Source organism: Sphingobacterium sp. UBA6320, from assembly GCF_002440335.1.
GTDB lineage: Bacteria > Bacteroidota > Bacteroidia > Sphingobacteriales > Sphingobacteriaceae > Sphingobacterium.
In genome coordinates this window covers 279,766-305,200 of record NZ_DJTA01000008.1, presented here as the reverse complement: position 1 = coordinate 305,200, position 25,435 = coordinate 279,766, and the positions used below count along the sequence as shown (strand labels likewise).

Below are 25,435 nucleotides of genomic sequence, written 5' to 3'. Positions count from 1 at the left end.
TTATTGAAAACTTAGAACTTCCTTTTTTTTCTTTGTTTTGAACTTATCTGGTATGGCATCCATGATTTCATTTGATAATGCATCTATGGCATGTTTTTTCACAAAATTCTGTGTCGTTACAAGACTAATTTCTCGCACCGGTTCAGGAGCCTTAAAATAGCGAATACGATTAAGCTGGTCTTCATTGTAATCCACAATCGACAATTCAGGTAAAATCGTAATACCAGCGTTGATATCGACCATTTTTTTTAATGTCTCAACACTACCGGTATTATACTCAAAGCGACCCGAAGTATCATAATTATGTTTATGATGGCAAATATTTAACACTTGGCCCCTCATACAATGTCCTTCATTCAACAACCACAACTTATCTTCTCCGATATCATCTGCACTCAACATCTTTTTGCCAAATAGTGGACTTTGTTCGGAAATATAAGCAACGAAATTTTCATAAAATAGTGGTTTCTCGACAATCCCGGCTTCATGCAGGGGCGTTGATAAGATACCACAATCTAAAAGACCTACTTTTAACTCATGAATAATTCGCTCAGTTGTATATTCCCAGATCTGCAATTGTATTTTAGGATATTTATCCATAAAACTTGTCAATACAGTAGGTAGCAGATAAGGCGCTATGGTAGGAATGACTCCTATGCGTAATTCTCCATCTAATTCTCCATTTTCATTTTGTACAATCTCCAATACCTTTTTGCTTTCAATAAGGATAGTACGTGCTTGTGCGATAATCTTATCTCCTATTTCTGTCGGAACGACAGGTTGACGACTACGATCAAAAATCTTAACTCCTATCGACTCCTCCAGTTTTTGGATTTGCATACTTAATGTGGGCTGTGTCACAAAACACTTTTCGGCAGCGGCTACAAAGTTTCTATATGTATCAACGGCGACTATATACTCTAATTGGATGAGCGTCATCTTAGCAATTTTATTTGTACAAAAGTAACAAACATATTTCATACCAAATGATCGAATGAAGAGCGAAAGATATATACTTATTATTTTTTATCTTTGGAGTTGGATCGGAAACGAAACATTCCTATTAATATTATATATACAAACATGAAGTTATTGAACACCAAATCATGGAGCCTGCTCCTTCTTTTAGCAACAACTGCCTTTACCATCCAAGCGAAATCACCTGACGAAGGTATGTTTCCACTTAGCGAATTAAGCAGAGCAGGCTTAAAGAGTGCTGGCCTAAAAATTAGTGAAAAAGATATTTATAATCCTGGAAAAGTGGGTCTAGTAGATGCTTTGGTACAAGTGAGTGGATGTACGGGTTCATTTATATCTGGTAGCGGACTGATTATCACCAACCATCACTGTGCGTTCTCTGCTGTACAATTAGCTAGTACACCTATTAATAATTACCTTAAAAATGGCTTCGTTGCACAATCGCATGAACAAGAGATTGAGGCTAGAGGTCTAACCATACGTATAACAGACTCTTATGAGGATGTATCTGACAAAATATTGTCTGCTGTTGCACAGATTACCGATCCTTCTGAACGAATCAATGTAATAAAGAAAAAGCAACAGGAATTAGTTGCTGAAGCGCAAAAGCAAGATCCAACGATAAAAGCAGAAGTTTCCGAAATGTTTATTGGTAAAACATATGTTCTATTTCGTTACAAAACTATTGAAGACGTTCGTCTCGTTTATATTCCTCGCCAAAATATCGGTGAGTTCGGTGGTGAAACAGACAATTGGGTATGGCCTCGTCACACAGGTGATTATTCTTTCTTACGCGCATATGTGGGTAAAGATGGGGCTTCTGCCAAATTTTCAAAAGATAATGTACCCTATCAACCAAAGAAATTTTTAAAAGTAAATCCAAAAGGTGTTAATGAAAATGACTTTGTATTTATTTTGGGTTATCCAGGACGTACATTTAGACATCGCCCTGCACAATACATCCAATATCAGCAAAACTTTTTGTTGCCTTATGTATCTAATTTGTACGAATTTCAAAATGATCGTATGTATGAGGCGGGCAAAACAGATAACAATGCTGCCCTGTACCTGGCAACACGTATCAAAAGAAATGCTAATGTGCTTAAAAATTACAAAGGAAAACTAAAAGGTCTCCGCAATATTGCTTTGATTGATACTAAAAGAAAAGAGGATCAGGCTTTAAGCGCATTTATCAACAGCAAAGCAAATTTGAAAACTAAATATGGTACATTGATGAGTGATATCGATGGATTGTATAACTTGATCAACCAAGACGCTTACAAAGAAATGTGGATGAATAATATCTACACGAGTACCAGTCTAATGCGTGTTGCAAAAGAAATAAATATCTTCAAAGCAGCTATGTTAGAACAAAAAACAACACAACAACAACAGGAATTTTTTGAATTGAATAGCGCTAAATTAAAAACAAATTTAGAGGCTATCTATGAAAGCTATAGTCAATATGCGGATCTACGAATATTCGCTAAGATGCTTGAAGATGCACATGCATTCCAAGGCAATAATCAAATTGAAAGCATTCAAAAGTTAAAATTCCAAGATCCACAACTCGTTGGAGCATATGCAGGAAAATTAATTACAGAATCAAAACTAAATAATAGTGCAGAAGTATTCAATCATATTTTAGCAAATTCGAAGAGTCTGTTGGCCTATTCTGATGAACTGCTAAAATTCCAATCTGCATTAGATTTTGATATCCAAAACTTTGCTGTAGAGCAAAAAAGAAGAGATGGTGTCCTCAATAAATTGATGGGTGACTATGTTGCTGTTAAGGAATTGTACCAATCCAAAAACTTCATTCCAGATGCCAACTCGACCTTAAGATTGACATTCGGTAATATAAAAGGGTACTCACCAGTAGATGCTACTTATATGAAACCCTTCACTACACTAGCGGGTATCATACAAAAGGGTAATCTTGGTGAAGCAGACTTTGACTATCCTTCAGAAATCAAAACGGCATGGGAAAATAAAAATTTTGGACCATATGTTAAAAAAGAATTAAATGATGTGCCTGTGAATATGCTTTACAATATGGATACGACCGGTGGCAACTCGGGATCGCCTATTATGAATGCGTATGGTGAATTGATCGGTGTCAACTTCGATCGCTCATATGATGCGACTATCAACGATTTTGCATGGAATGATAGCTATAGCCGTTCAATTGGTGTCGATATTCGTTATGTATTGTGGGTAGCAGACAAAATTGATAATGCACAATTTATCCTTAAAGAAATGGGTATCTAAAATTATTAAAAATTAAGACATTCATATTTGGCCCCATAAAGTTTAAATACTGTATGGGGCCAATTTTATTACTTAAAGTCTGAGGGATCAATCTTGCACCTCAATCTTCAATTAGTAGGATATACTTTATAATTATTCAATCGACACTATCCCACTTTCTTTCTTAAGGTGGTCTTCCAAATAACTTGAGACGCTAGCCCGTCCACATCGTTCATGAGCGATCAAAGCTTCACGATTTGCTTTCCAAAAAGATAATCTTAACTGGCAATTTAATTGATAAGAAATAGCAGATATTATTAAAATTTCAATTAGATTTAATTTATCTTCATCAAAAATTAATGACATGAACTACTTTTTTTTTGTTTCTTTTTGGATTTGTCAGATTATATCTACGGTTATTTTCAAGTACGGAGGCATTCATCCTAAATACCATTGGGCTGCTTTGATTGCAGGAAATTTAATTCTAATAATTGCAAGTTGGTTTTTAATTCAATTATTTAAAACTTTTCCTCAGCCTATCGTAATTGCCTTATGTTCGGGAGGAACATTTCTTACGGTACAACTTGCTATGGCCCTCATCTTCAAACAACCGTTGACTTGGTTGCAAATTTTAGGTTCAGCCATTATTGTCTTTGGGATGGTATTGGTTACTTTCGGTGGAAAAGATCAACCTGTTTAAAATATACTTAAATGGATTTTTAGACACTCGTTTAAAAATCCATTTATGCATTTACAAAAATATCCTGATTAGAAGCGGAGACCAATACTTAGATAAGGACGAAACCCCTCTTTTGAAAATCCTCCAACAGCTTGAATGACCAAAAGATCAGCAGGTATGATATATAATCCACCGCCATATCCCGTGTGCCATCGGCTAGAAGATTCTTCAGACATCCAAACCCGCCCTATATCATGAAAACCAATGATTCCAACTGTTCCTGGAACTAAATAAGAGTCAAAACTCCAAACTTTAAGTCTCAATTCAAAATTGTTGTAGAGCATCGTCTTTCCTGTAAAACGCTTAGAATTAAATCCCCGTAAGCTGTTTTCACCACCTAACTGCGCATATTGAAAAATTAAAGGATCACCGAACAAAGTTTCAAATCCTGTCCGATTCGCTAATGTGATCCAATCTGCAGTATTTGTTTTGTAAAAACTAAATGTCGATTTTACTCTCATAAATTGATGATTACCGGCAGTTAACTGACTTTTTGCTTCAATCAAATTGTGCCAAAAAACACCTTTTTTAGCATTATCTTTTTGATCACGGCTATCGTATTGCAAAGCCGCTAAAATTCCTGTAAAGAAAAATTTTCCATAAACTGGAATGCTGGGGTTTTCCAAAGCATACTTTTCAAAAAAATGACTTTTGTTATCTTCTTCATTGCTGATGATCAAATCAGAGGAAGATCCAGCTTTCCAATTCCAATGATTACCAAAATCCCTTTTTAATAAAAAGTTGGCATAAATTCGATCGTATCGATTTCGATAATATTGAATTCCCCTACTTTTACGTTCCTCAAATTCTGTATTATTTCCCAACCCAAAAAAGTTTTCCTGGTTATTCGGTCCATCGGATTCCAACTGTATTAAAAAATCATTTTTGTTCCATAACGATTTAAAATCAGCACTATATTTGAAATTAAATGATTTTCGACCTGTGGTATAATGTGCCCAAAAATCTTGCTTAAATGCATAGGGATCTTTTCTAAACCCTTGTTTCTCGATTAGATAGCCAGCTCCTAACATGAGTCCCTTATCTACGCTGTACTGTAAAGATGCGAGTATACCTGTTCTATCGTATTTAAAACTATTCCGATCATAATGATGTATAAGGCTATCGTTAGAGAGTTTTAATTGCAACGCATTGTTCGTTTCAAATGTATTTTGGTCGGTTTTATCATCATAAACATACACGCGATTACTACGGGCGAAAGTAGGCTCTACGTAATAACTATCTGCTCCTTTCCCACCAATCAATCTGAGTTTTATTTTTGATTTACTCTTTCCCTTTAGATGATATACATCTGTCCCTGCGAGACCGTAAATTCTTAACTCTTTGGTTTCATTTGGATAAAACGTTCTTTTAACCAATTTTCTACCTACAGATCCATCTTTTTTCTTGTTCCTAATTTCCAATTCAATAGAACCATTCTTATGATAGGTGAAATAAAAGAATTCATTTTTCGCTGAGGCGGCTATATCGACATTTTTTGCTAAGTCCCTATAATAAGTTAGGGCCGTCTCCATCAAGTTGTCTCTCCTTGCACGGATATGTCCTTTTAGTTCCGCAGCACTCAATTTTACTATGGTATCTGGCATTTGAGCCATAGCAACATCAATTAAGGAATCGGTCATGATCTTTTGAACATACTGAACTTCAGATTTCCACTCTTTTTCATCTAAATGATTCAGGAAATAACGATCAAAGTGCCTTTCATTGAAATTCCACTGTCCGACATTGCGAATATGATCTCCGAAAGGTTGTAAATGTGCTTTCAGCCACTGCATAGACAGTAAGACAGGGAATACACCGGAAGTTTTATAATAAACCTTATCTCGATCTCGTGGCACGGGACTATAAACTTTCTTATCTTCCACTTTTTGAGCATCCCATCGCCAATTGTCCTCATGTCGATCCCAGTCGCCTAATAGAAAATCTAATAACCTTGCTCGCAACGTCAATCCTTGATCGACTTGGATATCATTGTCCTCTTCTAACTTACGTTGTGCTTTGAGCGTATTGTCCGTTTTAGCATTTTCATCTTCTAAGGGTACGCGAGGTTCAAACATGTAGGCTCTATTTCTAAAAATTTGGCGGTATTCTCCTAGGCCAGGGTCATCCCCCACATAGACCAATAAAGGGCTTGCATGTGGAATTTGCAATGCACGATTAAACGTTGGCACCGTCAGTGCTCCGAAAGGATGAGCGATAGAAATTTGGTCTTGTACAATATCTTTTGCAATAGTATGTCTTAAATTTTCAGGTAGACTTCTTTCAGGATATTTATTTATAGAGCGCAGCACCCATTCTCGCCCCGTGCTGTCTCGTAGCCGTAACGATTGTGTCTGCATCCCTCCTCCAAGTTTAACAATGCTGAGACCCCCAAATTCATCTTGAAGATTCATCACTCGCATCTTTACTGGAGTATTGTATAATTTGCGATAGGAATCTCCGAGCCAAAATCGATGAATTTTGCTCACTTTGTCATAGCTTGGATCTATCACAGCATAAACGGAATCAACACCCGATGAGGCTTTTGTTTGGGCATTTAATAAGGATATACAATTGATAAAAAAGCATACATTGACGATGCAATACCTATATTTATAGAGCTGGGATGTGTAACGGTTCATGCGATATGAATTAATGCAAGGTCAATTTTAAATCTAAAATACATAAAATTTTCAATTGCACTTATGGTAGGCATGCATCTCATCAGAAATTGATATCTAACAAGAGACATAAGCAAGGCAAGTTAATGGCTTATACAAGATGTGCGTGCCATATCAAATAAAAATTAATCACCGAATAATTATTAAATTATAAAGGGTTTGACATGGCCAAACCCTTTATAATTAATCTTTCTTAACGAATTTTTTGAATTTCTTCTTTCTTGTATTTTTCTTTTTATGTTCCGAAAAACGATTTGGATCAAAAACTGGACCTTCAGAAAAACCTGCTGGAAGTGGCAGTTTTTCAATACTTGATCCGATCAACTCTTCGATCTTGGCAAAGCGCTGTTGATCTTTCTGATTAACAAAAGTAATTGCTGTTCCTGTGGTCGCTGCTCGAGCAGTACGACCCACACGATGAATATAATCTTCTGGATCCGGCGGTACATCATAGTTGATAACCAAACTGATCCCTACGATATCAATACCTCTGGAAATAACATCAGTACCGATCAATACATTGATCTTTTTTGCTTTAAAGCGATTCATGATATCTTCACGTTGCACCTGCTCCAAATCAGAGTGAAATGCCTCAACTGCGATCCCATTCTTATGCAGATCAATAGATAATCGCTTTACAAATTCTTTTTTAGAGGCAAAAATAATGGTGCTTGTATAGATAGGGTTGGTAAGAATGTGTTGTATCAACGCTGTTTTTTGATCATCATAGACCATATAAACCTGTTGACTAATACCTTCAGAAGGTTTTGATAAAGCAATATTGATCTCCGTTGGATTGTGTAATATTTGCTTAGCTAGTGTTCTAATCTTACCTGGCATCGTGGCAGAGAACAATAAATTTTGTCTTTTTTCAGGAAGAAAACTAATAATTTTCATAATATCTTCATGAAATCCCATATCTAACATACGGTCGGCTTCGTCAAGAATAAAATGCTTCACTTTATTAAAATGAAGTTTTCCTGAAGCCAAATGTGCAATTAAGCGACCAGGCGTTGCCACGATAATATTCGCTCCTTCTTTTATTGCTGTACGTTGCTGTTCGTAATCCATTCCATTTCCCCCGCCGTATACAGCTATGGAAGTGGCTCCAGTAAAATAGCCTAAACCCATGATTTGCTGATCAATCTGTAAAGCCAGCTCTCGAGTTGGAACTAAAATTAACGTATTTATATAGTCGGATTGTTCCTCGGCGATCTGATGTAGAACGGGTAGTAAATAAGATGCTGTTTTACCCGTACCTGTTTGCGCGCAAGCAATCAAATCTTTATGCTCCAGCACAACAGGTATTGCCTGTTCCTGGATAGGTGTTGCATCTTCATATCCCATGCTATCTAAGCCCTCTTCCAACGAAGATGCTAAACCAAATTCTGTAAATTTCAATATTTTTTATCTTTTACTTTAAAAATCAGCATAATGTAAGCTTTTTTTTCTTATTTACCGTATATTAAATAATAACTACATGATTTTCAGTAAATTATATATAAAGCTATCGGATTTGGGAGAGATTAATAATTCTATTTTATTACACGTCTAAAATAAAAATAATAAGGATCATAGAGTAAAAAAGAAAGACCTAATATATCACGATTAGATCTTTGCTTTTTATATATCGAAATTGCTTATTATCAACTTAATCTTTCTTTATAAAGTATCGATGCTCAATAACTTCGACACGCTCGGCATCGTCCTCAATGGCTTTCTTGACAGCACATTTGCCAGTCACACCTCGGTAGACAAGTGCTCCTCCTAGAGACAACCCAGAAAGTGCCGTTAAAGGGTGCTTTATTAAAAACCTCACACCTGCACCTAATATAAATCCACCAGCTACAACTGAAAGTATACGCTCTGAGGTTTCAATTTTACCATTTTCACAGTTTTCGTCTACCTTACTTTTAACTTTGCTAATTACTTTATCTACTAACGTACCCATATGTATAAATTTTATAAGTTGTTCTACTTTTTATAACAATCTGCGTACAGTTTTGTTTTTGTTTACTAATATTTATTCCGTTCTTTGCGACACAATGTTTCAACGATGGAAATCATAGGTTATACTTTATCCATTTTCATCGGTATCACGCTCGGATTAATCGGTGCAGGTGGTTCCATTTTAACTGTACCGGTCTTAGTCTACTTATTCCATATACATCCTACATTAGCAACATCGTATTCCCTATTTATTGTTGGTTTCACGAGCTTAATAGGTAGTTTCCTTAAAATAAAAGAAAATGGTGTGGATTATAGTGCAGCGACTTATTTTGGAATTCCTTCCGTCTTTGTCATCGTCATCGTTCGTAAAGTTTTACTGGTCCATATTCCAGAAGTTATTTTGCAAATCCATCATTTTCAATTGACAAAATCAACGATCACTATGATTGCTTTTGCGGTATTGATGTTGGGCGCTTCCTGGAGTATGATCAAAAATAAACAGATTCAGGTCAGTACCAATCATCCTATAAAACAACCAATAACAAAAATGATCTTTTGGGGAATTGGAATTGGTTTAGTGACGGGCTTCTTAGGAGCTGGTGGAGGATTTTTAATCATTCCTGCTTTAGTTATTTTATTGCGCATGCCGATCCGAATTGCAATTGGCACTTCGCTATCCATCATAACCTTAAATTCACTCATCGGATTTTTAGGAGATATAGATCATGTACAAATGGATTGGTTTTTCTTAGTAAAGCTACTTTCTATAACGATCCTAGGTGTAGCAATAGGTAGTTATCTGCAAAAAAAAATCGCGACGGACAAGTTAAAACCAATTTTTGGTTGGTTTATATTTTTTGTGGGTACGTATATTTTAATTAAGGAACTCTTTTAGTTATCTTGCTATTATTAGCACGTAAATTGTATTGTTAACTTAAAAATGGAGTAACTTATTAAAGATCTTATGCTCGTAAAAAAATATTCTGGGGAGTTAGTCCCATTTAATAGCGACAGTTTACGTCACTCGTTGACACGTTCGGGAGCTAATCATGATCAGGTAGAAAAAGTGTACGCTCAAATAAAAGAAAAATTATTTGATGGTATCAGTACGAAGGCCTTATACCAATTAGCTTTTGAGGCTTTGAAATCTCAAAGAAACTCGCTTGCAGCTCGATATAGTCTAAAAAAGGCACTTCGCGAACTTGGCCCAGAGGGATTCTATTTCGAGAAATGGATAGGTCGATTATTTCAAGAGTATGGATTTGAAAGTACAACAGGACAAACAGTGCAGGGGCATGCTGTGTCACATGAGATTGATGTAGTGGCTGCTAAAGGCAATGAAATGCTTGCTATTGAATGTAAGTTCAGAAATGATATTGACGCTAAAATCTCGGTAACAACCCCGATGTATTTTTTGTCTCGATTTAACGACATCAGTGATATTGATTATCATTTTTTTGGGCAATACAAAAAGTTTACACAAGGCTGGCTTGTCACCAATGCTTATTTAACCTCTGATTCTAAAGATTTTGGAAAATACTATGGCGTAAACTTTCTTTCATGGGATTATCCCGAAGACAATAGTATAAAAAGACGTGTAGATAGAGCCGTATTTTATCCGGTGACCTGCTTGACCACACTAACTGATGAACAGGAAAAAACACTATTGCAACATCAGATCATATTGGTGAAAGATATCTTAAAAGATAAAAATGCTCTCCAATCTCTCCAACTAAGTCCAGAAAAATTAAGATTGGTGCTACAAGAGGCTAAAGAATTGATCGATTATAAAGTGGATGAAGAGTCCTGATGAGTATGATATTTTATTAGACCAAATAAGATCAATGAATCTTCCACTACGAGAGATTACTTTTTATAACATTTTAATTTAGTATTGTTTTTTCACTTTATTTACTGCGGTAACAAGCGAAAAAACAGTACTAAAATATACTTAATAATGAAAAACAAATCCGTAATTTATTGATCAATTATAAAAAGAAATCTACAGAGATGAACTTGGGATAATAACCAATTTTATAATTAAAGACCATTTTCTGTCTACGCATTACACACGGTCAGGAGAGATCTATTGGATAATAAATATCTCCAAAAACCTTTAAGTCATCCAATGCTACAGGATTTTCAAAAATCCCGTAAACGGAAGAACCTGAACCTGACATGGAAGCATATATAGCACCAAAAGAATATAGTGCATCTTTTAATTCCTTTATTTTTGGAAACTGTTCAAATATGCTCAACTCAAAATCATTGTTCAAATAGTATTTCCATTCTTGTATAGGGAGTTTGATGATCGATCTTAAATCAAACTCTGGTTGCTTAGCTTCTACTCCACGATAGGCTTCTGCTGTTGATATGTGAATATTAGGATTAATAACAACGATATAATAAGCGCTTAAATTTAATTCAATCGGAGAGAAATCGGTTCCTATTCCTGTAGCATATACAGGTTTATTATCTATAAAAAATGGACAGTCTGCGCCTAACTGTTTCGCGTACGTCTGCAATTGTTTAACAGACAGCTCAAGCTGAAAACTGTCATTTAACATTTTCAAAACATAAGCAGCATCAGCGGAACCTCCTCCCATTCCAGCACCTATAGGAATTTTTTTTATTAAATGAATTGCGATTGATGGAATATCAAAATCTTGTTTAATTAATTGATAAGCACGCTCACAAAGGTTCATTCCTTCTCCAGGAATAACAATGCCTTCTGAATAAAAAACAGTTGGACCGGATTCCAAAGGAATGATTTCGACCACATCATATAATTTAACAGGATAGAATATGGTTTCCAAATCATGATAACCATCTGGCCGTTTTCCTACGATATGTAGGCCCAGATTTATTTTAGCATTTGCAAATGATAGCATAATGTGTGTTTAATATGAGATCGGTTAAACTTTAAATTCTATTTTAATATTCAAAAGTACCTGCTTTCCAAATTGGAATAGTAAATTGTTCGATAAGGTGAGCTAATTGATAGTTTTCATAATTATCCACTGTTAACCAAATAGCTTCCTCAATCTCGGCCTGTGGAAAGACATCTAGGGCTGCTTTTAATTCAATTTTAAAGATCTCTCCCCTCACTATGGTATCAACTTCATTGACAGCTTCGGTCTCATGAAACCCTAGGTATTCCAGCTCAGATAAGGAGATATTTAGATCTAACTCTTCTTTTAATTCTCGAACAAGTGCTTGAGAAGAAAGCTCACCTTTTTCTATCTTGCCACCTGGCATCATGTAATATGCAGAATTTTTTTTCCTAACAACCAAAAGCCTGTTATTCGGATCCACTACCATAGCTCCTGCTAAATAAATCTTGTTCATATCTTTTTTTATTGAAATCAAACTACTTTCCTATAATTAAGAATATAAAGTAAAAAGCGATTATCTCCATAATCGCTTTTTACCAATTTTTGTTTTACTGCTAAGTATCTAACTCTTTTAATAAAACTAAATATTGATCAATAGCTTTCCTCTTATCATCAGTAAGATGATAGTTTAAGCTTGAAGTTAAATAATGATGATAATCAAAATCTTCATATTTGGGTAGGCCCGGAATTACAGCTTCAGGCTCAGAGACGCCTACTTTTAGAGCCTCGTTAAATAACCTTATAAAATCTACTGTTAATGTTTTTGTACTCACCCAGACTGCAAATGCAAATGGAAGACCTGTAAATTCTTTCCACATAAGTCCTAAATCGTAAACAAAAGGTACCGTCTTCTTCTTACCAAACGTACGGTCACCGATCAGTACATACGCGTCAGCCCCTTCGATATCTGTCACGATCCTCACGTCGCGCTTCCAATGATTTTTAAGCAGTACTCGTGCTAACCCATTAGAAGTACGTGATTGCTTATCCAAATATAATGTCTGGATTTCTTCAATCGGTTTGTGAGCAAAAATAAAAACCGAATCAACAGCCCCCTCTGTACCAATACAATAATCGGTAATGATATGCGCATGCGGAAGACTTAATAAAGCCGCCACAGGAATTATACCTAAATCAGCTTGGTCATCAATCACTTTTTGGGCACATACACTCGGATTATCCAAGCTCAATTCGATCTGATCTAAAACTGCGGATTGTCTAATCCCATTTAAAAACGGCAATGTATTCGTATACGAAACTGCCGATACTCTCACTTTATCCATTTGTCAATACCTCTAGATGTTTCGTATTATAATAGTCAATAATTTCAAATTGATCATGATCATACGTTAATTTATATAAGGCAGTGTTTGTATGAGGAAATTCATCCATTTTTGAGGCATCTACTCCTGTCAATAGGCAAAGAATAATACGTAATGCGCGACCATGCATACAGACCAATACGGTTTCTTCATGCTCTTGTTTAACCATATGTGCGATGGCCTCACTTTGACGTAACATCAATGCATTAGGAGATTCCCCCTCATCTACACTGACATCCAATTCACCATTTTTCCATGCTGAGACCAGCTCATTGAATCCACTCATGATAGATTCGTCTTGCTCTTTACCTTCGTAGATTCCCCAACTAATTTCATCTAAACCCTCGAGTTCTTGCCAAGAAATACCATCTCTGATAAAAGATTCTACTGTCTGATGTGTTCTCAATAAGGTTGAGGTATAAATTTTATCAAACGGGATATCTTTATAAGCATCATAAAAAGCCTGAGCTTGTGCCAGTCCCGTTTCATTAAGTGGAGAATTCACGCCACGCCCCTGAACAATACCTTTCAAATTCAGATCGGTCTGTCCATGGCGAATAAAATAAAAAGTCTTTTTCAAAATATATCTTAATTATTTACAACAGGTAGTGCATAATAATTTTTTTTCTTGCTATCGTCTTCAAAAACTACATCCTTGTAATCGGTGACAACCTGATATAAGGTATCACGCTCTATTGGATGACGTCCTACCTTGCGAATCAACTCAACCAACTGCTGCGTTGACATACCCGGGTTCTGCTCCTCAGCTCCTGCCATACTGTAGATCTTCGTCGTATCATCCAATGTTCCGTCAATATCATCAACACCAAATGCCAATGACATTTGAGCTGTATCCCGTGAAATCATTGCCCAATAGGCTTTAATATGATCAAAATTATCCAAATAAATACGTGCTATGGCATAATTTCTCAAGTCTTCAATAACAGAAACCTCGGGAATATGTGACATTTGATTTTCTTTATTTCGAAATTTCAATGGAATAAAAGTTTGAAAACCTCCAGTCTTATCTTGCAGTTGACGCAATCTTTCCATGTGATCCACACGATGCCAAAACTCTTCAATATGACCGTATAGCATGGTTGCGTTGGTATGCATCCCTAATTTATGTGCTTGCTCGTGAATATCTAGCCATTGTTCTGCAGTACATTTATCATGTGCAATCTGCTCTCTGATCTCTGGATGGAAGATTTCTGCTCCACCACCAGGCATCGAATCCAGACCACAAGACTGCAAATATTTCATACCTTCATAATGGCTCAGTTTTGCCTTCTTGAATATATAGTAATATTCTACTGGCGTTAAACCTTTAATGTGCAATTCTGGACGATGTGCCTTACATCTTTTAAAAAATTCCGCATAGAAATCAAGATTTTGTTTGGGCACGACACCTCCAGTAATATGAACTTCTGTAACGGCTTCATCATCATATTTCTTTACGATGTTCATCATACCATCTACCTCCATTTCCCATCCTTCTGCACGCTCTTTGATCATACGGGAATATGAACAGAACTTACAATCGTAAACACACACATTCGTAGGCTCAATATGAAAGTTACGATTGAAAAATGTGATATCCCCATGTCTTTTCTCCCGAATATAATTCGCTAAAACACCCAAATAACCCAATTCGGCATTTTTATAAAGGTATACACCCTCATCAAATGTGATGCGTTCTTCTTGCAACACTTTATTTGCTATATTTCTTAACTCACTATCCAAAAGCGGATTAGAAAGTAAGAAATTTAATTTTTCTTTAGCATCCATTATCATGTCTCCTAGTCTATAACAAATGTACCAAAAACAAGGCTAAATTCGTAGAATCTAGCCTTGTTTTTGGTACAGCAATATCAATGAAATAACCATTAATCTGTGAACTGTTGCATATCGATCAATTTTCTATACAAACCCTCTTTCTGAATCAATTCTGTATGACTTCCAAATTCTACAATTTGGCCACCATCTATCACCACAATTTTATCTGCATTCTGAATGGTGCTTAATCGATGTGCAATGACTACCGTAGTACGATTATCCATAAGCTTATATAAAGAATCTTGAACTAGTTTTTCGGATTCCGTATCTAATGCCGAAGTTGCCTCGTCCAATAACATAATGGGTGGGTTTTTCAATACAGCTCGCGCGATGCAAATTCGTTGTCGTTGGCCACCAGAAAGTTTAGCGCCACGATCACCAATATTCGTTTGATAACCGGATTCTGTTTTCAAGATAAATTCATGAGCATTAGCTATTTTGGCAGCATTCTCAACCTCTTGCTGGGTCGCAGATGTATTGGAAAAGGTAATATTATTAAAGATGGTGTCATTAAATAAGATAGACTCTTGATTCACTACACCTATCATTGTGCGTAGAGATTCTTGATCTAGATCCCTTAAATCTATACCGTCAAACAAAATTTGACCTGCTGTAACATCCATAAAACGCGGAATTAAATCCACCAAAGTAGATTTACCCCCTCCAGAAGGACCGACCAGCGCTATTGTTTTTCCCTTTTCAATAATTAGATTGATATGTTTTAAAATGTTTTTCTCACCATAAGCGAAATCTACATGCTGAAACTCAATCGCTTTTTTAAAATCAGTAATTTTCTTCGCATTAGGCTTATCAGTAACTTCACTTTTGGTATCAATCAATTCCAGTACACGCTCACCAGCCGCAATACCATTATGAATATTACTAAATGCATCTGTCAATGCTTTTGCAGGACGCATTACTTGTGAGAAGATAGCGATATAGGCAATAAACTCAGATGCTCCAAACTCATCACTCCCTGATAAAACCAGATTACCACCATATAATAAAATGATAGCGACCATAATCACACCTAACAATTCAGATACAGGTGAACCCATTTGTTGGCGCCTTGCCATTGCACGCATGATACCCGCATAACGATCATTCTCATCATTAAATCTTTTTTTAACGAAATTTGTTCCGTTAAAGGCTTTAATGATACGAACACCAGATAATGCCTCATCTAAGAAAGAAATCATATTCGCATAAGATGTTTGACCAGCAATCGCTTGTGCCTTTAAAGTTTTAACAATTTTAGATATAAAAAAAGCAGATACTGGAATGACGAGCATAGCGAATAAAGTCAGTTTTGCAGAAATAACAAATAACATAACCAGATATGCAATGAGTTGAAGTGGCTCTTTAAAAGCAACCTGCAATGTACCTGTAACAGAATACTGTACAACCTGAACATCAGAAGATACTTTGGAAATAATATCGCCTTTACGCTGTCCATTAAAATAGCCTAAATGTAGATCCATGACATTATCAAATACCGTCTTCCGTAAATTCAATAAAGTGTGAATACGCAAATTTTCCATAATTCGTTGGGCTAAATAACGAAACAAATTGCTTATAAATACGGAAATTACGATCACGATACAGACATACTTCAATGCACCATAAGCACCGAACTGTTGGTTAGCCAGACTTGCATAATAATTGAAGTAACCGAGAATATCAAAATATCCATCGGGCTTTGCTAATACTACATGAGAAGAAACTTGATCTGTATTGAAAAGAGTTTGCAACAAAGGAGCTAATAACGCCAAATTCAATGTGCTGAATACAACCGTAATTAGGGTGCAGATAATATACGGAATTGCGTATTTCTCAATGGGTTTGGCAAAAGATAATAACCTAAAGTAAGTTTTCATTTATAATATTAAGGTAGCAAAAATACTAAAATTACGCGCAATATATAAGGAATACTTTCAAGGAATGAAATCTTGCACTTCGATGATATTATAAATTTCATCCAATAAACACCAAATTTAAACCACAATATACCTAGCGGTTTTGCATTATGATTTATGAATATAACTCAGAAAACATCTTATTGATCATAATTGACTCGGACTCGTTGATTGATTATTAACCGTTCAAGCATAACTCTAGTTTATGCCAATCAATCTATTGAGGGGATTACTAATCTTTTAATAAATTTACAAAAAACACGATTTAACAACAATAAACCCAATTTTTATTGGCATTAGCTTTTCAATAAGTAGAGCTTGTATTCGCAGATTATTCGAGTTTGCTTCATCATAAATAGGTATGATATGCTTATTATATTCATCTTAAATCCGTGTTAAGTCCATGTTAAGTCCATGTTGAGTCCGTGTTCAGTCCGTGTTTATAGTATTTTCACCATGATACTACCCTGTTCGCAACCTGCTTGCATGTATAAGATATATTGGGGTCGCTCTACATATATATCGAGACGTATTACAATAGATTACGGATAAAAAAGCCTTTTATACTTGATATCAACGTACACCATATCTATTGATAATCATGCTCCATGTTTTGATGAATTCAAAACCGCAATCTTGATCAAGATGAATGCAATAACACCATGCACTACATCAACAAAAATATATGCAACGGAAATATCAATAATTTAAAAAGCAACATTATTTAAAATGTACAATGGGTTATACTATTATTTTAATAGAAAAAACCTAATTTAGTCCTTGTAAATAGTAAAATACCAGAACATAATGCAAATAGAAGTTGCCAAAAGGTTGCAACAAACCGAAGAATATTATTTCTCAAAAAAATTAAGAGAAATTGATGAGCTCAATAAAGCAGGTGCTCGTGTGATTAATTTAGGTATCGGAAGCCCAGACTTACCACCTCATCCTGAAGTAATTCAGACCTTGACGACAGAAGCGGCTAAAGCCAATGTACATGGCTATCAAAACTATAAAGGCTCGCCTATATTGAGACAAGCTATTGCAGATTGGTATCAACGCTATTATCAGGCAACATTCAATCCAAATACAGAAATTTTACCTTTAATAGGTTCTAAAGAAGGTATTGTTCATATTTGCATGACTTACTTGCAAGAAGGTGATGAGGTTTTAATACCAAACCCGGGATATCCTGCTTATGCCGCTGCAGTGCGACTAAGTGGAGCCACAGCTATTACCTATGATTTATCTGAGGAAACAGATTGGTTACCTGATCTTAAAAAGCTTTCTGAAAACGATTTATCGAAAGTAAAACTGATGTGGATCAACTATCCACATATGCCTACGGGCTCTAGTGCGAATGAAGGATTTTATCTTGAATTGATTGCTTTTGCAAAGGCAAACCATATTTTAATCTGCCACGATAACCCTTATAGTTTTATCTTGACAGACAGCCCTAAGAGCATTATGTCTATTGAAGGAGCAAAAGATGTTGCCTTAGAACTTAATTCATTAAGTAAGTCATCGAACATGGCTGGATGGCGAATCGGTATGTTAGTGGGTGCAGAAGAACGTATCAATGAAGTGCTGCGATTTAAAAGCAACATGGATTCTGGCATGTTCTTGCCAGCACAGCTTGCTGCGGCCAAAGCATTACAATTAGATCAATCGTGGTATCAAGAATTAAATGGAATCTACAATGAAAGAAGAGCATTAGTTTTTGAAATCATGAACATGCTAGGCTGTATCTACAAAAAAAATCAAGTTGGTTTATTTGTGTGGGCAAAAGTTCCTGACAGTTACGAATCGGGCTACGCTCTTAGTGATGAGGTATTAAATCAATCACGTGTCTTCATTACTCCAGGAGGTATATTTGGAACTGCTGGAAACTCCTATATCAGAATTAGTTTATGTGCTTCAGTTGAAGTGTTGCAAGAGGCTATTGAGCGAATTAAAGAAGTTAAAGAAACGAATTAAGATTAAAATAACATGATAAATATAGCCATTATTGGCGTCGGTTTAATTGGTGGCTCAGTCGCCATGAAACTAAAAGAAAAGCATTTTTGTGATCAGGTATTTGGTGTCGACAAAAGTGATGCTAACTTAACAAAAGCATTGCAAATTGGCTTTATCGATCAGAAAGCAACGTTGGAAGAGGCACTAGAAAAATGCAAGGTCATTATTCTCACGGCTCCTGTGGATGCGATTATCTCGTTGGCACCAAAATTATTAGATCTAGTAACAGACCAAGTCATTATTGACATGGGATCTACTAAGCTTAATATTTTACAATTGATCTCAGAACATCCAAATCGTGGTCGGTATGTGGCGGCTCACCCTATGGCAGGGACTGAATATTCTGGCCCAGAAGCAGCTTTACCAAACTTGTTCAAAGATAAAATGATGGTCTACGTGGAGGCTTTTAAATCTGATGAAGACGCTTTTGAACTCGCAGATTCCATTACTGAACAACTGGAAATGCGCACGTCATTTATGACTGCGGAAGAACATGATACCCATACCGCTTATGTTTCACATATCTCCCACCTGACTTCTTTTGCGCTAGCCTTAACGGTATTAGAAAAAGAAAAATCACAGGGCAGGATATTTGAATTAGCGGGTTCTGGATTTGAATCCACAGTACGTTTGGCTAAAAGCTCTCCCGATATGTGGACACCTATTTTTAAACAAAATAGAGTAAACGTATTAGAAGTATTGGAAGAAAATATTAAACAGTTGCAAGCTCTGAAAGATGCTATTCAAGAGGAAAACTATACACAATTACATAAGTTGATTAAAAAATCTAATAAAATAAAGCGCATTATAAAATAAAGCTCCTGTTATTAGTTTAGGGTCGTTCACTTAAGTTAAAAAATGCTAGAAGCCAATACTTCTAGCATTTTTTTGTTCGCAGCCATCATCATCGGCCATTGTGCGATCACATACAATCAACCATTTCTCTAAACTAAGAGAATCATCAACTTGTTCTTTTGATTCAACCTTTATTTCTACTAGGATCAATGTGTAAATGCTCTTCTTGATGAACAGCATATCCGATATCACTCTTGTCCTTATAGGACAGATAGATAATAATGGGAATTATAGCGGATTGGCGGCTACTTTACGAATAGATGTCGAATTGTAACCGATTTGTGCAAAGCGTTTTTTTCACCTTTTAAGAATGCGAAGACGCACATCTCCCTTATCCTTTGTTTTCTTTTGATTCCATAATTAACCTAAATTACTTAACACTCTTCATATTTAATAATTACACCTTTTTCTCAAGAAAAAGAAACTACATTTCTTACTCATGTATTAAATAAATAATTCAAAATATTTTGGTTTCTAAATTCCAAGACATATATTTGCAACGTAGATCGAATCGAAATACACCTAATCAAAACCTTTCAATCAGGTCTTGATTTATAAAGAAGTGGCGAGAGACTGGCTCAATGACCCACTGGCAACCTTCAAAATACGTTTGAAAAGGTGCCAATTCCTGTCCATATCAATATTGTTATGGAGGATATAAATGAAACGACAATGATATTTACATTACAAAAAAACAACAGGGTAAGTTCAATTACCAACGTAACATTTACAACTCTTGCATCAACTTCAATGCGAATGTTTGAGCACATGTTTATGTTTTATTGTTAGATCTATCCATTTTTTACTTAATGGATAGCAAGTGCATCTACATGTGCAGATCCTCACTCTATAATATTCACGAAAATATTCAACTAATTAATTATAAAAAACCATGTCTACAAATAAAAATTTAAAATTCGAAACTCTACAAGTTCATGCAGGACAAGTTGCAGACCCAACTACTGGCGCACGTGCAGTACCTATATATCAAACCAGCTCATACGTATTTGAAAATGCGGAACATGGCGCTAACTTATTTGCATTAAAACAGTTTGGAAACATCTATACCCGTCTGATGAATCCGACAACAGATGTTTTTGAAAAACGCATTGCTGCATTAGAAGGTGGTGTTGCTGCAGTGGCGGTTGCCTCTGGTCAAGCTGCGCAGTTCATCGCATTAAATAATATTTTAGAGGCTGGTGATAATTTTGTGTCGAGTAGCCATATTTATGGTGGTACATACAATCAATTCAAAGTTGCATTTAAAAGAATTGGAATTGAGGTCCGCTTCACGAAAGAGACAACAGCTGAGGAGTTTGAGTCATTGATCAATGAAAATACGAAAGCATTATACTTAGAAACAATTGGAAATCCAAGTTATGATATTCCTGATTTTGATAAAATAGCTGCAGTTGCTAAAAAACACGATTTACCTTTAATCGTAGATAACACTTTTGGAGCTGGGGGCTATCTATTCAAACCGCTAGAGCATGGTGCTTCTGTTGTTGTCGAATCTGCGACAAAATGGATCGGCGGACATGGAACAAGTATTGGCGGTGTCATCGTTGATGGTGGTACATATAACTGGGGCAATGGTAAATTTAAACAATTTTCTGAACCTTCTGAAGGATATCATGGATTGGTCTTCGCAGATGTATTTGGCCCAGATGGTCCATTTGGCAACATCCAATTTGCAATCCGTGCACGTGTGGAAGGCCTTCGTGATTTCGGACCGGCTATATCACCTTTCAACTCATTCCAGCTTATACAAGGTCTAGAAACGCTTTCGCTACGTGTTCAGCGTCATGTAGACAACACCCTAGAAATCGCTAGATGGTTAGAAGCGCATCCGCAAGTTGAGCAAGTGAACTATCCGGGCTTGAAAAGCTCACCAAGTTATTCAAATGCACAGAAATACCTAAAAAATGGATATGGAGCGGTTCTTTCTTTTCAGATAAAAGGCGATGTCACTAAAGCCGATGCTTTTATAGATAGCCTAGAGTTAATTAGCCATCTAGCAAATGTAGGTGATACAAAATCATTGATCATCCACCCAGCCGCTACAACACACCAGCAACTCAGTGCAGAGGCACAAAAAGCAGCAGGAGTATTTGTTGGGTTATTACGGTTATCGGTAGGAATTGAGCATGTCGATGATATTAAAGATGATTTACAACAAGCTTTCGATAAAATAAAATAATTTCAGATAGCACCATTATATAAAAGCGTAAAAAACAACTATGAGTAAGAAATTAACGATTGGAATGTTTGGATTCGGAGTTGTAGGACAAGGATTGTACGACATTATCAAGACTAAAAACTTAAATTTAGAAATTAAAAAATTTGTCATCAAGAATGCTGACAAGAAAAGATCACTTGCCCCAGAGTTGTTTACAACGGATGCAGAAGCTGTATTAGGCGATCCAGATATCAATACAGTCGTAGAATTAATCGATGATGCAGAAGCAGCATATGCTTTAACAGTTCGTGCGCTTAAATCTGGAAAAAATGTTGTTTCAGCAAACAAAAAAATGATTGCTACGCATTTGGAGGAATTAGCGGCTATCCAACAAGAATATGGCACTAGCTTACTTTATGAAGGAGCTGTATGTGGAAGTATACCCATTATTCGTAATCTGGAAGAATACTATGACAATGAATTATTACATGCTGTAACAGGTATCTTCAATGGTTCATCGAACTTTATTCTGTCAAAAGTATTCAACGAGAATCAACCTTACGCTGATGCATTGAAGGAAGCACAAGATCTCGGGTTTGCAGAAACCGACCCCACTTTAGATGTTGGTGGATTTGATCCAAAATTTAAATTGACCATTGTCGCTTCACATGCCTATGGTATCTATGTCAATCCAGATGATGTGTTCAATATTGGTATTGATAAATTAGGTGCACAAGATATACGTTTTGCCAAAGAAAAAAACTTTAAAATTAAACTTATCCCTACTGCACGTGAAATCAATAACAGTAAGGTAGTCCTTTATGTCATTCCTAAATTTATCAGTGCAGATAATATTTTGTTTAATGTAGAGAATGAAAATAATGGTGTACTTGTGAAAGCAGCTTTTGCCGACGAGCAATTTTTCTACGGAAAAGGCGCAGGCGGTCACCCTACTGGATCTGCTGTCTTATCTGATATCACAGCTTTGCGTTATGATTATAGATATGAGTATAAGAAACATTTAAACATCGATGCACTATCTTATAGCAATGATCATGAAATTAAAGTGTATTTAAGATATGAGGAAGACAACCTGATCGAAAAACTAGGTTTTACTGAAATCATCGAAAGATACTATGCTCCTGACTTTAAATATATCATCGGGACGATCAATCTTAAGCAAATCACAGCACATAAAGATGAAATCAATCAAATAGGTAATTTCATCGCTGAGATCGGTTAATTAACACAACGATCAATCGGATTTCAAGCATTATGCTGTTTGTAGATCCAACAAGAGAACGCTTTATTCATCATATCAGGATAAAGCGTTCTTTTTTATCAAAAAATATTCTACCCAAATCTGTTTAGCGACATTTACTTACATACCAAATACAGACTCAGTCCTGATATTTAATTTTTAGAGATCAAACTCATATCAATTAGCTCCAAATAAAACCAAGTATCGATCTTTTGATCAAAAATTCCTCAAGAATTAAGTAAAAAAACATCCTACAATAAGATTTATTATAAAACACGATTCGATTCCAACGCATCAAGCGCATAAATAACAAATATCCTTTAACAGAATACACAAAATTATACAGCATCTTAAGTGCTTTAAAAAAAACATGGTCAATATATGATTTCAACACTTTATTTTATAAAATAATATAGCACAATCCACAATTACAAATAACTGGCAGAAAATTTGCTTGATATATTAAATATCACTATATTGTGGAGTTACTAAATAAATAATAAATTATGGCTAAGTGGTTAACAATTCTACTGATAATGGTAGGCAACTTGGTTTTTGCAGATACCAATGCAGTCAATACACAACAACATTCTAATTCAAGTTATATAATTCTTGCAGTAGTTGCCTTACTGGCAATTATCTATATTCTATATAGAAGGCAAAAAAGAAAATTTAACGATTAATGGAAATAAGGGGAGACTATAACTCCCCTTATTTTCTGATTCAAGATTAAATGATAGACTTATTGTTTGCTCGATAACCTAACTTTAATCCATTAATCCTTCATCGCGAAAACTGAAGTACCCATTGTCTGTGAAGATCACATGATCATTGACTCGAATGTCCATTAGCGTGGATGCATCTATAATTTTTTTTGTTAATATTTTATCCGCTTGACTAGCTTGACAAGTTCCCGAGGGATGATTATGAATTAATATCATGGAATTAGCAGTGCAATTAAGTGCATAACGTAAGATAATACGGATATCAACTGGTGTAAAATCATTCCCTCCTCTACCAATCAGCTGTTTATCCAATACTTTGCAGGCTGTATTGAGATACAGTACCCAAAACTCTTCGTGAGGAAGATCTTGTAATTGATATTTAAAATAATCATACACCCGTTTACTGCTATTCAGCAATGGTTTTTTTATCTGATCAGCTTCTTTACGTCTACGCCCCAATTCTAGGGCCGCTATTATTGTAATAGCTTTTGCTTGTCCGATCCCTTTAAATTCACATAAATCTACGACATCCATTTTAGAAAGGTTATCCAGATTATGTTGCGATCGTGATAAGATTCTTTTGCAGAGCTCTACTGCGGTCTCCTCTCGAGAACCTGAACCAATTAAAATAGCGAGTAGTTCAGCATCTGACAATACACGGCGTCCTTGTTCTAATAATTTTTCCCTTGGACGATCTGCTTCCGCCCAATCTCGAATGACTAGTTTACTCATATTAATAAATTAGGAATATAAATGGTCAATATAATTTCCTAATTTACTCAAAAATATAAAAACATAAAATTATTAGGATCAATTATTTATACAAATAAAATTCAGTGAAATCCGACTTGAGTGTGCATTCTTTTTATCAAGTCATTTTGAAATCTTATATTTGTATTTGAACATATTTATTTTAAAAAAATGAGTAAAGCGATTATTAAAACAGAAAAAGGCGACATGACTGTACAATTCTATACAGCAGATGCTCCAAATACAGTTGCAAATTTCATCAAATTAGCTAAAGAAGGGTATTATGATGGCCTGACTTTTCACCGTGTCCTTCCTGATTTCGTAATCCAAGGTGGATGTCCTAATTCACGCGAAGGTGCTTCTGGGATGCCTGGAACAGGTGGTCCTGGTTACAAAATCGATTGTGAATTGACTGGAGAAAATCAGTATCATGATAGAGGTGTTTTATCAATGGCTCATGCAGGTCGTAATACAGGTGGTTCACAATTTTTCATCTGTCATAGCCGTAACAATACAGCTCATTTGGATAGAAATCATACCTGTTTTGGTAAAGTTGTTGAAAATGTTGACATCGTTGACGATATCCGTCAAGGTGACCGTATTTTAAGTATTGAAGTTATTGAAGACTAGTTTTCAGTAAGAAAAAGTATATTATGAATTTAAGAGCATTAGTTTCTGTAACAGGAAAACCAGGGTTGTTCAAATTAGTTGGACAGAATAAAGGTGGATTTATTTTAGAGACTTTAGATAGCGCTAAGATTAAATCTGTAGTAAGTTTATCTTCTACAAAAATGGCGACTTTAGAAGACATCACAATTTACGGAGAAGATGAAGAAATCCGTTTATTAAATGTTTTTGAAACAATCAAAGAAAAAGGATTGTCGGTAGATCCAAAAGCAGACGGTGAGACATTACGCAATACTTTCCGCGAAATTGCACCAGGTCATGATGAATCTCGTGTATACTCATCAGATATCAAAAAGATCTTTACATGGTACAATATTATTAAAGATTTGCCTTTATTTGAAGAAGAAGCACCCGCACCTTTAGTGTAAACTATTTAAAATAAAAAAGAGCGGTCTTCGC

The 25,435-nt window shown here is 35.6% G+C and carries 22 protein-coding genes and 1 riboswitch; of the genes, 10 read left to right on the top strand and 12 right to left on the bottom strand.

Annotated elements, in window-relative coordinates:
- Window positions 1-939, bottom strand: coding sequence for a hydrogen peroxide-inducible genes activator (locus B3P23_RS05180; protein WP_045752219.1), 939 nt, complete (start codon window positions 937-939; stop codon window positions 1-3).
- Window positions 940-1,083: 144 nt separating this feature from the next.
- On the opposite strand from B3P23_RS05180, the gene B3P23_RS05175 reads away from it, so the two are divergent.
- A complete protein-coding gene (locus B3P23_RS05175) occupies window positions 1,084-3,249 on the top strand; it encodes a S46 family peptidase (RefSeq protein ID WP_293924974.1) in 2,166 nt (721 codons plus the stop codon).
- A gap of 132 nt (window positions 3,250-3,381) precedes the next feature.
- Here B3P23_RS05175 and B3P23_RS05170 read toward each other — a convergent pair whose 3' ends face one another.
- Window positions 3,382-3,594 (bottom strand): hypothetical protein, encoded by a 213-nt coding sequence (locus B3P23_RS05170; RefSeq protein WP_293924973.1) that lies wholly within the window; start codon window positions 3,592-3,594, stop codon window positions 3,382-3,384.
- On the opposite strand from B3P23_RS05170, the gene B3P23_RS05165 reads away from it, so the two are divergent.
- Window positions 3,593-3,928 carry a hypothetical protein gene (locus tag B3P23_RS05165; RefSeq protein ID WP_094772900.1) on the top strand — a complete coding sequence of 112 codons (336 nt, stop codon included), beginning with the start codon at window positions 3,593-3,595 and terminating at the stop codon, window positions 3,926-3,928. The genes B3P23_RS05170 and B3P23_RS05165 overlap by 2 nt on opposite strands.
- Before the next feature lie 68 nt (window positions 3,929-3,996).
- Here B3P23_RS05165 and B3P23_RS05160 read toward each other — a convergent pair whose 3' ends face one another.
- The 3 genes from B3P23_RS05160 to B3P23_RS05150 all read right to left on the bottom strand — a co-directional run bounded on the left by B3P23_RS05160 (window position 3,997) and on the right by B3P23_RS05150 (window position 8,596).
- On the bottom strand, window positions 3,997-6,606 hold the full coding sequence (locus B3P23_RS05160; RefSeq protein WP_293924972.1) for a hypothetical protein: 2,610 nt from the start codon (window positions 6,604-6,606) through the stop codon (window positions 3,997-3,999).
- A gap of 222 nt (window positions 6,607-6,828) precedes the next feature.
- Window positions 6,829-8,046 (bottom strand): DEAD/DEAH box helicase, encoded by a 1,218-nt coding sequence (locus B3P23_RS05155; protein WP_045756063.1) that lies wholly within the window; start codon window positions 8,044-8,046, stop codon window positions 6,829-6,831.
- A 250-nt stretch (window positions 8,047-8,296) separates the two neighbouring features.
- On the bottom strand, window positions 8,297-8,596 hold the full coding sequence (locus tag B3P23_RS05150; RefSeq protein ID WP_108159815.1) for a YgaP family membrane protein: 300 nt from the start codon (window positions 8,594-8,596) through the stop codon (window positions 8,297-8,299).
- A 105-nt stretch (window positions 8,597-8,701) separates the two neighbouring features.
- On the opposite strand from B3P23_RS05150, the gene B3P23_RS05145 reads away from it, so the two are divergent.
- Together B3P23_RS05145 and B3P23_RS05140 are read left to right on the top strand one after the other, a co-directional pair.
- Window positions 8,702-9,490 carry a sulfite exporter TauE/SafE family protein gene (locus B3P23_RS05145; RefSeq protein WP_293924971.1) on the top strand — a complete coding sequence of 263 codons (789 nt, stop codon included), beginning with the start codon at window positions 8,702-8,704 and terminating at the stop codon, window positions 9,488-9,490.
- A 69-nt stretch (window positions 9,491-9,559) separates the two neighbouring features.
- Entirely contained in the window at window positions 9,560-10,405 is an 846-nt protein-coding gene (locus B3P23_RS05140) for an ATP cone domain-containing protein (RefSeq protein WP_045755731.1), read from the top strand.
- A gap of 265 nt (window positions 10,406-10,670) precedes the next feature.
- Here the strand turns inward: B3P23_RS05140 and ispE are convergent, their stop codons facing one another.
- The 6 genes from ispE to B3P23_RS05110 all read right to left on the bottom strand — a co-directional run bounded on the left by ispE (window position 10,671) and on the right by B3P23_RS05110 (window position 16,524).
- The gene (gene ispE, locus B3P23_RS05135) at window positions 10,671-11,486 is read right to left on the bottom strand and encodes a 4-(cytidine 5'-diphospho)-2-C-methyl-D-erythritol kinase (protein WP_248753873.1); all 816 of its coding nucleotides are present in this window, start codon (window positions 11,484-11,486) and stop codon (window positions 10,671-10,673) included.
- Between the two features lie 43 nt (window positions 11,487-11,529).
- A complete protein-coding gene (locus tag B3P23_RS05130; protein WP_248753874.1) occupies window positions 11,530-11,943 on the bottom strand; it encodes an NUDIX hydrolase in 414 nt (137 codons plus the stop codon).
- Between the two features lie 100 nt (window positions 11,944-12,043).
- On the bottom strand, window positions 12,044-12,772 hold the full coding sequence (locus B3P23_RS05125; RefSeq protein WP_293924970.1) for a menaquinone biosynthetic enzyme MqnA/MqnD family protein: 729 nt from the start codon (window positions 12,770-12,772) through the stop codon (window positions 12,044-12,046).
- A complete protein-coding gene (locus B3P23_RS05120) occupies window positions 12,765-13,391 on the bottom strand; it encodes a histidine phosphatase family protein (protein ID WP_094772906.1) in 627 nt (208 codons plus the stop codon). Before B3P23_RS05120 ends, B3P23_RS05125 begins: the two co-directional genes overlap by 8 nt.
- A gap of 8 nt (window positions 13,392-13,399) precedes the next feature.
- A complete protein-coding gene (mqnE, locus tag B3P23_RS05115; RefSeq protein ID WP_045754395.1) occupies window positions 13,400-14,599 on the bottom strand; it encodes an aminofutalosine synthase MqnE in 1,200 nt (399 codons plus the stop codon).
- A 98-nt stretch (window positions 14,600-14,697) separates the two neighbouring features.
- Entirely contained in the window at window positions 14,698-16,524 is a 1,827-nt protein-coding gene (locus B3P23_RS05110) for an ABC transporter ATP-binding protein (RefSeq protein ID WP_293924969.1), read from the bottom strand.
- An 846-nt stretch (window positions 16,525-17,370) separates the two neighbouring features.
- Between B3P23_RS05110 and B3P23_RS05105 the strand changes: the two genes are divergently transcribed.
- From B3P23_RS05105 to B3P23_RS05090, 4 genes are all read left to right on the top strand, one after another.
- Entirely contained in the window at window positions 17,371-18,540 is a 1,170-nt protein-coding gene (locus B3P23_RS05105; protein WP_248753877.1) for a pyridoxal phosphate-dependent aminotransferase, read from the top strand.
- Window positions 18,541-18,552: 12 nt separating this feature from the next.
- Window positions 18,553-19,395 carry a prephenate dehydrogenase gene (locus B3P23_RS05100; RefSeq protein ID WP_248753878.1) on the top strand — a complete coding sequence of 281 codons (843 nt, stop codon included), beginning with the start codon at window positions 18,553-18,555 and terminating at the stop codon, window positions 19,393-19,395.
- Between the two features lie 588 nt (window positions 19,396-19,983).
- A riboswitch (SAM riboswitch) is annotated at window positions 19,984-20,098 on the top strand.
- 228 nt (window positions 20,099-20,326) lie between these two features.
- The gene (locus B3P23_RS05095; protein WP_094772908.1) at window positions 20,327-21,634 is read left to right on the top strand and encodes an O-acetylhomoserine aminocarboxypropyltransferase/cysteine synthase family protein; all 1,308 of its coding nucleotides are present in this window, start codon (window positions 20,327-20,329) and stop codon (window positions 21,632-21,634) included.
- A gap of 40 nt (window positions 21,635-21,674) precedes the next feature.
- Window positions 21,675-22,856 carry a homoserine dehydrogenase gene (locus B3P23_RS05090; RefSeq protein ID WP_248753879.1) on the top strand — a complete coding sequence of 394 codons (1,182 nt, stop codon included), beginning with the start codon at window positions 21,675-21,677 and terminating at the stop codon, window positions 22,854-22,856.
- 785 nt (window positions 22,857-23,641) lie between these two features.
- Here B3P23_RS05090 and radC read toward each other — a convergent pair.
- A complete protein-coding gene (gene radC / locus B3P23_RS05085; protein WP_045756203.1) occupies window positions 23,642-24,331 on the bottom strand; it encodes a RadC family protein in 690 nt (229 codons plus the stop codon).
- Between the two features lie 189 nt (window positions 24,332-24,520).
- Here radC and B3P23_RS05080 point away from each other — a divergent pair, with 189 nt between their 5' ends.
- Both B3P23_RS05080 and B3P23_RS05075 read left to right on the top strand, forming a co-directional pair.
- Window positions 24,521-24,979 (top strand): peptidylprolyl isomerase, encoded by a 459-nt coding sequence (locus B3P23_RS05080; protein WP_045756204.1) that lies wholly within the window; start codon window positions 24,521-24,523, stop codon window positions 24,977-24,979.
- A 23-nt stretch (window positions 24,980-25,002) separates the two neighbouring features.
- Window positions 25,003-25,404, top strand: a complete 402-nt coding sequence (locus B3P23_RS05075; RefSeq protein ID WP_045756205.1) for a DUF5606 domain-containing protein — start codon at window positions 25,003-25,005, stop codon at window positions 25,402-25,404.
- Window positions 25,405-25,435 lie beyond the last annotated feature (31 nt).

Bases quoted from the DNA above. Each gene is read 5' to 3' on its own strand.
- B3P23_RS05180 (WP_045752219.1), bottom strand. From the start codon at position 939: ATGACGCTCATCCAATTAGAGTATATAGTCGCCGTTGATACATATAGA.
- B3P23_RS05175 (WP_293924974.1), top strand. From the start codon at position 1,084: ATGAAGTTATTGAACACCAAATCATGGAGCCTGCTCCTTCTTTTAGCA.
- B3P23_RS05165 (WP_094772900.1), top strand. From the start codon at position 3,593: ATGAACTACTTTTTTTTTGTTTCTTTTTGGATTTGTCAGATTATATCT.
- B3P23_RS05170 (WP_293924973.1), bottom strand. From the start codon at position 3,594: ATGTCATTAATTTTTGATGAAGATAAATTAAATCTAATTGAAATTTTA.
- B3P23_RS05160 (WP_293924972.1), bottom strand. From the start codon at position 6,606: ATGAACCGTTACACATCCCAGCTCTATAAATATAGGTATTGCATCGTC.
- B3P23_RS05150 (WP_108159815.1), bottom strand. From the start codon at position 8,596: ATGGGTACGTTAGTAGATAAAGTAATTAGCAAAGTTAAAAGTAAGGTA.
- B3P23_RS05145 (WP_293924971.1), top strand. From the start codon at position 8,702: ATGGAAATCATAGGTTATACTTTATCCATTTTCATCGGTATCACGCTC.
- B3P23_RS05140 (WP_045755731.1), top strand. From the start codon at position 9,560: ATGCTCGTAAAAAAATATTCTGGGGAGTTAGTCCCATTTAATAGCGAC.
- ispE (WP_248753873.1), bottom strand. From the start codon at position 11,486: ATGCTATCATTTGCAAATGCTAAAATAAATCTGGGCCTACATATCGTA.
- B3P23_RS05130 (WP_248753874.1), bottom strand. From the start codon at position 11,943: ATGAACAAGATTTATTTAGCAGGAGCTATGGTAGTGGATCCGAATAAC.
- B3P23_RS05125 (WP_293924970.1), bottom strand. From the start codon at position 12,772: ATGGATAAAGTGAGAGTATCGGCAGTTTCGTATACGAATACATTGCCG.
- mqnE (WP_045754395.1), bottom strand. From the start codon at position 14,599: ATGGATGCTAAAGAAAAATTAAATTTCTTACTTTCTAATCCGCTTTTG.
- B3P23_RS05110 (WP_293924969.1), bottom strand. From the start codon at position 16,524: ATGAAAACTTACTTTAGGTTATTATCTTTTGCCAAACCCATTGAGAAA.
- B3P23_RS05105 (WP_248753877.1), top strand. From the start codon at position 17,371: ATGCAAATAGAAGTTGCCAAAAGGTTGCAACAAACCGAAGAATATTAT.
- B3P23_RS05100 (WP_248753878.1), top strand. From the start codon at position 18,553: ATGATAAATATAGCCATTATTGGCGTCGGTTTAATTGGTGGCTCAGTC.
- B3P23_RS05095 (WP_094772908.1), top strand. From the start codon at position 20,327: ATGTCTACAAATAAAAATTTAAAATTCGAAACTCTACAAGTTCATGCA.
- B3P23_RS05090 (WP_248753879.1), top strand. From the start codon at position 21,675: ATGAGTAAGAAATTAACGATTGGAATGTTTGGATTCGGAGTTGTAGGA.
- radC (WP_045756203.1), bottom strand. From the start codon at position 24,331: ATGAGTAAACTAGTCATTCGAGATTGGGCGGAAGCAGATCGTCCAAGG.
- B3P23_RS05080 (WP_045756204.1), top strand. From the start codon at position 24,521: ATGAGTAAAGCGATTATTAAAACAGAAAAAGGCGACATGACTGTACAA.
- B3P23_RS05075 (WP_045756205.1), top strand. From the start codon at position 25,003: ATGAATTTAAGAGCATTAGTTTCTGTAACAGGAAAACCAGGGTTGTTC.